The organism is Gordonia otitidis NBRC 100426 (assembly GCF_000248075.1).
GTDB lineage: Bacteria > Actinomycetota > Actinomycetes > Mycobacteriales > Mycobacteriaceae > Gordonia > Gordonia otitidis.
Genome location: NZ_BAFB01000122.1, coordinates 1 through 9,050, shown reverse-complemented (window position 1 = coordinate 9,050; position 9,050 = coordinate 1). Strand labels below are relative to the sequence as shown.

At 64.3% G+C, this 9,050-nt stretch carries 8 protein-coding genes and 1 pseudogene; 5 read left to right on the top strand and 4 right to left on the bottom strand.

The genetic code is table 11. The features are described from left to right. The 4 genes from GOOTI_RS12800 to GOOTI_RS12785 all read right to left on the bottom strand — a co-directional run. Nucleotides 1–906: ABC transporter ATP-binding protein (locus tag GOOTI_RS12800; protein WP_007239015.1), on the bottom strand; the 906-nt coding region annotated here is incomplete at its 3' end. Further along, nucleotides 906–1,901 carry an ABC transporter permease gene (locus GOOTI_RS12795; RefSeq protein ID WP_007239014.1) on the bottom strand — a complete coding sequence of 332 codons (996 nt, stop codon included), beginning with the start codon at nucleotides 1,899–1,901 and terminating at the stop codon, nucleotides 906–908. The genes GOOTI_RS12795 and GOOTI_RS12800, both read right to left, overlap by 1 nt. Then, a complete protein-coding gene (locus GOOTI_RS12790) occupies nucleotides 1,894–2,820 on the bottom strand; it encodes an ABC transporter permease (protein WP_007239013.1) in 927 nt (308 codons plus the stop codon). Before GOOTI_RS12790 ends, GOOTI_RS12795 begins: the two co-directional genes overlap by 8 nt. A gap of 4 nt (nucleotides 2,821–2,824) precedes the next feature. Then, the gene (locus tag GOOTI_RS12785) at nucleotides 2,825–4,390 is read right to left on the bottom strand and encodes a peptide ABC transporter substrate-binding protein (protein WP_007239012.1); all 1,566 of its coding nucleotides are present in this window, start codon (nucleotides 4,388–4,390) and stop codon (nucleotides 2,825–2,827) included. A 235-nt stretch (nucleotides 4,391–4,625) separates the two neighbouring features. Here GOOTI_RS12785 and GOOTI_RS12780 point away from each other — a divergent pair, with 235 nt between their 5' ends. The 5 genes and pseudogenes from GOOTI_RS12780 to GOOTI_RS12760 form a co-directional block, all read left to right on the top strand. Continuing rightward, on the top strand, nucleotides 4,626–4,883 hold the full coding sequence (locus GOOTI_RS12780) for a hypothetical protein (RefSeq protein ID WP_039994059.1): 258 nt from the start codon (nucleotides 4,626–4,628) through the stop codon (nucleotides 4,881–4,883). A gap of 105 nt (nucleotides 4,884–4,988) precedes the next feature. Beyond that, nucleotides 4,989–6,257: a helix-turn-helix domain-containing protein gene (locus GOOTI_RS12775; RefSeq protein WP_039994058.1), complete on the top strand. Its 1,269-nt coding sequence runs from the start codon at nucleotides 4,989–4,991 to the stop codon at nucleotides 6,255–6,257. A gap of 178 nt (nucleotides 6,258–6,435) precedes the next feature. Next, nucleotides 6,436–7,959, top strand: a complete 1,524-nt coding sequence (gene exaC / locus GOOTI_RS12770; protein ID WP_007239009.1) for an acetaldehyde dehydrogenase ExaC — start codon at nucleotides 6,436–6,438, stop codon at nucleotides 7,957–7,959. Nucleotides 7,960–8,087: 128 nt separating this feature from the next. Further along, nucleotides 8,088–8,537: a DUF779 domain-containing protein gene (locus GOOTI_RS12765; protein WP_007239008.1), complete on the top strand. Its 450-nt coding sequence runs from the start codon at nucleotides 8,088–8,090 to the stop codon at nucleotides 8,535–8,537. 72 nt (nucleotides 8,538–8,609) lie between these two features. Further along, nucleotides 8,610–9,050 (top strand): annotated as a pseudogene (locus GOOTI_RS12760) (hypothetical protein); the annotation flags it as partial.

The window sequence follows — 9,050 nt, the reverse complement described above, 5'->3', positions numbered from 1 at the left end:
GGTCGGCTCGGCCAGCGGGGAGGTTGCGGTCGGCTCGGCGGGAGTGTGCCGGTCGGCGCGGCGCGACGACAGTGACGGCGCGGCCGCGACGAGACGTTTGGTGTACTCGTGGTGCGGATTGGTGAGGATCTCTTGCGCCGGACCGGATTCGACGATGCGGCCGCGGTACATCACCACGAGGTGACTGGCGCGCTCTGCGGCCAGGCCGAGGTCGTGGGTGATCAGCAGGACGGCCGTGCCGAGTTCGTCGGTGAGCGACTCGAGGTGGTCGAGGATCTCGCGTTGCACCGTGACGTCCAGTGCCGAGGTCGGTTCGTCGGCGATGAGCAGCTTGGGTTTACCGGCGAGGCCGATGGCGATGAGCGCGCGCTGCTTCATACCGCCGGAGAACTCGTGCGGATACTGCGCGGCGCGCTTCTCGGGATCGCGTAGGCCCGCCTGACGGAGCACTTCGACTGCGCGAGTGCGGGCCTCGCCGCGGGTGGCCGCACCGTTGGCCACGAGCGTCTCGCGGACCTGGAAGCCGACTCGCCACACCGGGTCGAGGTTGGTATTGGGATCCTGTGGCACGAGTCCGATCCCGCTACCCCTGACCTTCTCGAACTCACGCCGCGACGCATGTGCGAGATCGTTGCCGTCGAACAGGATCTGGCCACCGGTCACCGCACCGTTGCCCGGCAGCAGGCCGAGGACCGCCGCGGCCGTCGTCGATTTGCCCGAGCCGGACTCGCCGACGATCGCGACGGTCTGACCGGGATACACCGTGAGTCCGACGCCGCGCACAGCGGGGACGTCGCGGCCCCGTGAGTGGAAATCGACTCGCAGGTCCTTGATCTCGAGCAGCGGCGTAGATGCGGCGGCCTCGTTCTCCGAGGTGTCCTCGGAGTACCGTGTGTCGGTCGTCATCAGCGGGTCCTCGCCTTCGGGTCGAGCGCGTCGCGCAGTACGTCACCGAGCATCATGAACACCAGCACCGTGATGGCAAGTGCGGCAGCGGGGTAGAACAGGATCGGCTGGCCCTCACGCAGCAGCTGCTGACCCGCGGCGATGTCGATGCCCCACGAGACGGCGGTCGACGGCAGGCCGATACCCAGGTACGACAGGGTCGCCTCGGTGACGATGAAGACGCCGAGCGAGATCGTCGAGATCACGATGACCGGGCCGAGTGAGTTGGGTATGACGTGCGTGAACAGCGTGCGCAGTCGTGTCGAGCCCAGTGAGCGTGAGGCGTCGACGAACTCCTCGTTGCGAGCCGAGATCGCCGAACTGCGTGCAATGCGGGCGATCTGGGGCCAACTGAAGATGGCGAGCACCACCACAACCGTGTAGACGGTACGAGCCGAGACCATCTGCATCGTTACCACGGCGGCGAGGATGAGCGGGATCGCGAAGAAGATGTCGGCGAGGCGCGAGATGACGGAGTCGAGCCAACCGCCGTAGAAACCCGCGAAGACGCCCAGCAGTCCGCCGACGATCACGACAGCCAACGTGGTCAGGATGCCGACGAGTACCGAGTCGCGGGCGCCGTAGATCACTCGCGAGTAGATGTCGTGTCCCTGGAGGTCGGTGCCGAACCAGTGCGCGGAACTCGGTGAGAGCAGCGAATCCTCGAGATTCGCGTACTGCGGGTCCTGGTGTGCGAAGAGGCCGGGGAACGCGACGATCAGCAAGATGATGACCAGGAGGATCATCGAGATGATGAACACCGGCTTGGTGCGGATCTCCTGCCAGGCCGACTTCCAGAAGCCGGCGGGGTCGACGTCGTCGACGAACTCGTCGACCTTGCGCAGCTCGACGTCGTCGACGTCGGCGACGAACCGGTCCTGGCCGGGGAAGACACTCCGGGCGGCGTTGGGAACCTCGCCCCTCTTGAGTGCATCGGTGCGTGGTGTGTCAGGCATAGCGAATCCTCGGATCGAGTGCGGCATAGAGCAAGTCGACGACGATGTTGCAGACGAGGTAGATCAGGACGAGCACTGTCACGAACGAGACGACCGTCGGCGCCTCGCCACGGATGACCGCTTGATAGATCGTCCCGCCGACGCCGGGGATGTTGAAGATGCCCTCGGTGACGACGGCTCCGCCCATCAGCACGCCGACATCCGTGCCGATGAACGTGACGACCGGGATCAACGAATTACGTAGGACGTGCACCGTGATCACCCGGGGGCGGCGCAACCCCTTGGCCGACGCTGTACGCACATAGTCTGCGGTCAGATTGTCGGCGACCTCGGAGCGCGTGAGGCGCACGATGTAGGCGAAAGAGACTGCGCCGAGCACGAATCCGGGAAGTATCAGGTGGTAGAAGTCGAGGTTGCCGCCGACGGTGACCGGGAACAGGTGCCACTTCACGCCGAGTAGATACTGCGCGACGAAGCCGAGCACGAAGATCGGGATCGCGATGATGATCAGGGTGACGATCAGGATCGCGGTGTCGTACCAGCGACCCTTGTTCAGCCCGGAGATCACACCGAACACCACACCGCCGATGGTTTCGACGACCAGCGCGATCAGCGTCAGGTTCACCGTGACTGGGAATGCGCGCTTCATCACGTCGAATACCGGTTGTCCGGAGAAGGAGGTGCCGAAGTCGAGGTGGAACACCCCGCCGATGTAGTTGAAGTACTGGACGTAGAACGGTTGGTCGAGGTGGTACTGGGCGCGCAGTTGCGCGATGAGCGCGGGCGACATGGGTTTTCCGCCGCCGAGCGCCGCGATGGGATCGGCCGGCACCAGAAAGACCATCGCGTAGATCAGGAAGGTGGCGCCGAAGAACACGATCACCATCTGGCCAAGTCGGATAAGGAGATATCTCGTCACCGGTTCACTCCTTCGCTTCCTTGGTGATGCCCGGGTAGTCGGGCAGGCCGTTCCACGACAGTTGGGCGGTGACCTCCGACGCTGTTCCGCCGGCGCCGATGTAGTCCCACAGCGGGATGTTGGGTAGATCCTGCAGCAGGGTTTCCTGGGCGACATTGGTGAGTCTGTAGGACTCGTCGTCGGAGCGTGCCCGCTGTGCGGCGTTCAGCTCTGAGTCGAATGTGGGTGACACGTACTGCGAGTCGTTGGAACCTGCACCCGTCACGAAGATCGGCGCGAGGAACTCCAACATCGACGGATAGTCGCCCTGCCACCCGGTTCGCGCGGCGGTCTTGATCGTCTTCGCGGTGATCTCCGATCGGATCTGCTTGAAGGTCGGCTGCGGCGCCCCGTGCGAGTCGATGCCGAGAGTGTTCTTGATCTGGTTGCAGACTGCGTCGACCCAGACCTGGTGATCACCGTCGGAGTTGTAGGCGATCTGGAACGAGCCGTTCCACGGAGCGATGGCGTTGGCCTCCTGCCAGAGTTGCTTCGCCTTGTCGGGGTTGTAGTCGAGGACCTCGCTGCCCGGGATGTCGCCGCTCCAACCGGGGAGCGACCGCGCGGTGAAGTCTCTCGACGGCGTGCGCGCGCCGCGGAAGACCACCTTGGTGACCTCAGGGCGGTCGATGGCCATCGAGATCGCCGCTCGACGCAACTGTCCCTCGCGGCCCGCGGCGAAATGCGGCAGGTAGTAAGGGATCGCGATCTGCTGGTTGGAGGCCGTCGGCTTGGTCAGTGCGTGTGCGCCGAGCGCCTTCTTGTACGAGTTGAGCGCGCTCACCGGAATCGTGTCCGTGACGTCGAGGTTGCCCGAGGTGAGATCGGTGTAGGCGGTGTCGAGGCTGGAGTACAGCACGAAGTTGATTCCGCCGTTGTGCGCCTTGTCGGGACCCTTGTAGTCGTCGTTGCGCACCACGTTGATCTGGACGTTGTGTCGCCAGGCATCGGAGCCCGCCATCTTGTAGGCGCCGTTGCCGATCGGGTGTTCACCGAATTCCTTTGCGCCCTCGGTGAAGAAGACGTCGGGAAGCGGTTTGAACGGCGTGAACCCGAGGCCCAGTTTGAAATCGATGTTCGGTTGCGTCAGCCGAACCGTGAAGGTGTAGTCGTCGACGACCTTCAGACCCGACATCTCGTCGGCGGTCGAATTCTCGCCTGCGACAACGTCGTAGCCGTCGATCGGCTCGAAGAAGCTCTGCTGCAACTGTGCGTTCTTGGTTGCGGCACCGAAATTCCATGCGCGAACGTAGTTTTCAGCCTTCACAGGCGTACCGTCGGTGAACTTCCAGTCCCTCTTGAGATGGATTGTGTAGTTCTGGTTGTCGGCGGAATCGACCGATTCCGCGTTCGCCAGCTGCGGCTTGCCGTCGGCGTCGTAGGCGTAGAGGCCGGTGAACAGCGCGTCCACCACGCGGCCGCCGCCGTTCTCTGCGGTGTTCGTCGTGACGAGACCGTTCTGCGGTTCGGTGCCGTTGACGCTGATGATCGCGTTCGGTCCGGTCGTGTTGACCGTACGTGCGCCGTCCATGCTGCAGCCCGTGGCGACCAGTGCGGTCGCCGAAGCCAGAACGAACAGGACCTGCGCGACGTGCCGGCGTGGACGATGTCGGCGTCGCAAACGAGCCTCCCCCGGGTCATGGTGTTGTAGACATTCCCACTGACCTTACGGCTTGATTAGTTAGACAGATTCACGAAATCGGACCTATCGGACAGCCAACTTCTCCAGCCCTGCTCAGGGCATCGAAGATCGATACGCTGGTGCGGTGAATGCCAGCTCGTCGGAGCAGACTCGCGTTGTGCTGTGGTCGGTGGTGACCGCGCTCGTCCTCGTCGTCCGCTTCCTCGCTGTGCTGGTCACGGCTGTGTGCGTGATCGCGTGGGTCATTGCCATGGTGCGCGACTCCTGGAACAACATGTTCTTCATCCCGGCGATCGTCGCGGCCGCCGCACTCCTGGTCAGCACCTACCTCTACAGCTACCTTCGGGCGCGATATCCCCGTCGGAACGGGCGTCTTCTGTGATCAGGCTCGTGGACTCCGGTCCGCATTGTGCGGCCCGTTGTTGCTGAGATCACACCTTCCACGGCACAATCGGGGGAACATCGGGGTGATCATCGGAGGGCGCGCATGACAGATGCTGCAGCTGTGTCCTCGTCGATCCGTCGTGCGTACGAAGAATTTCTGGCGGGCGGGTCTGTGCCCGAGACGGTGAGATCGGTCGTCCGCGACTCGTGGGCACGCTCGCTCGAACGCGGAATCGACCCGGGGGCCGGCGTCGACTCGTCATTGGCGATGACTGACGAGGAGTTCGCACGCTATCGCGAGGCGCACCCGATCACCGCAGTGCGGCCAGTCGTGCAGTCCCTGATGCTCGACGACATCGCTGATTCCGGCGTCGTACTGGCGCTGACCGACAACGTCGGCAGGCTGCTGTGGGTAGAAGGCGAGTCGTCGGCTCGTGATCGGGCCAGCCACATCAACTTCGTCGAGGGGTCGGTGTGGAGTGAAGAGGTCGTCGGTACCAACGCGCCGGGTCTGGCCCTTGCCACCGGCAAGAGCGTCCAGGTGGTCGGGCCGGAACACTTCTCGAGCCCCGTGCAGGAGTGGAGTTGCGCTGCCGCACCGGTGCACGACCCTGCGACAGGGCACGTCATCGGTGTCATCGACGTGACCGGTGGGCGCGAGGTTGCGGCCCCGTTCGCGCTCGCCGCGGTGCGGTCGGTGGTCGCCGTGGTCGAACGTGAACTGAAGGCGCGAGCCGTCGACCTGTCGCAGTCGTCGACGTTTGACACGGGTTCACGGGCTCGGCTGACGGTGCTCGCCGACAACTCATATCGATGGCAGCGTGGTGTCGGTGCGCCGGGCGGCCGGGCACTGTCGCGGCGGCACGCGGAGATCCTGCTGCTGTTGCAGCACTATCCCGAGGGTCTCAACACCGAACAGCTCGCGTTGATGCTGGCCGACGACGGCGTGGACCCGGTCACCGTCCGCGCTGAGATCTCCCGCCTGCGTCGCGATCTGGGAACCGACGTGATCGAATCGCGCCCGTACCGCCTGACCGTCGAATTGTCGTCGGATGTCGGCGACCTGCGGAACCAGATCGCCAACCACGGCGATCTGGTTCCGGTGATCGAGGCGATCGGCCGCGGAGGACTTCTGGTGGAGTCCAACGCTCCCGGCATCACGGAGATCTTCGAGGAGATCCGCGAGGACGTCCGCTCGCGAGTGATCGCCGAGGGCCAGGTCCCGGTGTTGCGTGCCTGGACGTCGTCGGTGCACGGCCGCGACGATCTGGTCGCCTGGCGCAGGCTGGAACATCGGCTGCCGGTCGGACATCCGGATCGGGCGCTCGTCGGGGGCCGGATCAGGCTCCTCGACCGCCGGTACGGCGTCTGATTCTCGCGACACCGGCTCGCCCCCAGGCTTCTGAGCTGGGATTTTGTTGAGTTGCAACGTTGCAAACGCAACTGCAACGTGGCTGCAACCACATAGCTCATACTCTGTGCACCAGATCACACAAGGCCCTGTCTGAGGCATGTGTGGCAATGAGAAACTGGCACTGAGGAGCTACACAATGACTGTCTACGCAAAGCCGGGCACCGACGGCTCGGTGATGTCCTTCGAGTCCCGCTACGACAACTGGATCGGTGGACAGTGGGTCCCGCCGGTGAAGGGGCAGTACTTCGAGAACCCCTCGCCGGTCGACGGCAAGACCTTCTGCGAGGTCGCGCGCTCGACGGCCGAGGACATCGACCTCGCGCTCGACGCCGCGCACAAGGCTGCTCCCGAGTGGGGCAAGACACCCGTTGCGGAGCGTGCGCTGGTGCTGCTGCGCATCGCTGATCGTCTCGAGGAGAACCTCGAGAAGATCGCCATCGCCGAGACGTGGGACAACGGCAAGGCCGTCCGCGAGACCCTCGCCGCCGACATTCCGCTGGCGATCGATCACTTCCGCTACTTCGCCGGTGCGCTGCGTGCGCAGGAGGGCTCGATCTCGGAGGTCGACGAAGACACCGTCGCTTACCACTTCCACGAGCCGCTCGGCGTCGTCGGCCAGATCATCCCGTGGAACTTCCCGATTCTGATGGCTGTCTGGAAGCTCGCCCCGGCCCTCGCCGCAGGCAACGCCGTCGTCCTCAAGCCCGCTGAGCAGACTCCCGCGTCGATCCTCTACGTGATGAGCCTGATCGCCGACCTGCTTCCCGCCGGTGTCATCAACATCGTGAACGGCTTCGGTGTCGAGGCGGGCAAGCCGCTCGCGTCGAGCAACCGCATCCGCAAGATCGCGTTCACCGGCGAAACCACCACCGGCCGTCTGATCATGCAGTACGCGTCGGAGAACCTGATCCCGGTCACCCTCGAGCTCGGCGGCAAGAGCCCGAACATCTTCTTCAACGATGTGATGGCTGCCGACGACGGCTTCTTCGACCGTGCGCTCGAGGGCTTCTCGATGTTCGCGCTCAACCAGGGTGAGGTCTGCACCTGCCCGAGTCGCGCACTCATCCAGGAGGACATCTACAACGACTTCATCGACAAGGCGATCGACCGCGTCTCGAAGATCAAGCAGGGCAACCCGCTCGACACCGAGACGATGATGGGCGCCCAGGCGTCGAACGATCAGTACGAGAAGATCCAGTCGTACCTTGCGATCGGCAAGGAAGAGGGCGCCAAGGTGCTCATCGGCGGCGAGGCCGCACACCTCGGTGGCGACCTGGAGGGCGGCTACTACATCAAGCCGACCGTCTTCGCCGGTCAGAACAACATGCGCATCTTCCAGGAGGAGATCTTCGGCCCGGTGCTGGCCGTGACGACCTTCAAGGACTACGCCGACGCCATCCACATCGCCAACGACACCCTGTACGGGCTCGGTGCCGGAGTGTGGAGCCGCGACGGTGCGACCGCCTACCGTGCGGGGCGTGAGATCCAGGCAGGCCGAGTGTGGACAAACACCTACCACGACTACCCGGCCCACGCCGCCTTCGGTGGCTACAAGCAGTCGGGTATCGGCCGCGAGACGCACCTGATGATGCTCGAGCACTACCAGCAGACCAAGAACCTGCTGGTCGGCTACGCGCAGAACGCCAAGGGCTTCTTCTGATCCCTGACGACACATCGACGCCGTCGCGCAACCCTTTCCCGGGTTGTGCGGCGGCGTTCGTCGTGTGCAACGCGCCTGCAACCAGAAAGCGACTAGTCTGTGGTTCAGATCACAGTGAGAGGTAGACGATGAGCAGTGCAGAGTCCAGCACGCCAGCCGCTGACGCGGAAGTTCCTGATCGAGTGATCGCCACGGACGCCGCCGTGCAGCTCCTGACCAAGTTGTCGGAGCTGCACGGCGGGCTCATGATCCATCAGTCGGGCGGATGCTGCGACGGGTCGGCGCCCATGTGTTACCCGGTAGGCGACTACCGTGTTGGCCAGCGCGATGTCCTCGTCGGAACCATTGATCTGCCCGAGCCGCTGCCGAATGTGCGGGTCTGGATCAACGGCGATCAGTTCGAGTTGTGGAAGCACACTCAGCTGATTCTCGACGTGGTGAAGGGGCGCGGCGCGGGCTTCAGTCTCGAGGCTCCCGAAGGGGTGCGATTCCTCTCTCGCGCAAGGGCCTTCACTGAGGAGGAGAACGCACTCCTCGCCGCCAACCCGCCGCTGACCGGGGCCACCGCCGACGTCTGATCGCTCAGGTGGGCGTGTTTGTGCCGCCCGATGAGTCCAATTTCGTAATCGGGCAGGATCACCTCAGCCAAGGTGAACGACAACGACGGCTCGTTGGAGTTGGCGACCTCGGCATCGAAGCAACGGCGGGCGTCGTATCACTCGGCTGGCAACTTGCCGTTGGCCGACATCGCGAACACGCCGCTCAGCTTCGAGAAGTCTGCAGGCAATGCCAACTGGCAGATCCGCATCACCGGCGCCAACACCGGTGAGCCCAGTGGCTTCGCGACGCTGGTGTGGTCGGCGCCCGATAATGCGGGCAAGGTGGATGCGGCCTCGTCGGATCAATGGTGGGCGACGCGGGACCTGCCCGGTATTGCGCGTGGACACAACGCGACCCTGAGCGATCTGATCGCGGCCGCGGACTCGAACGGCAAGAAGGCTGTCGTCGATCTCTACGGAATCTCCAGCCAACCGGGTGGAACAGCTGACGCGAAGGTGAACGTCGACCAGGTGACCTTCCACGGCTGCACC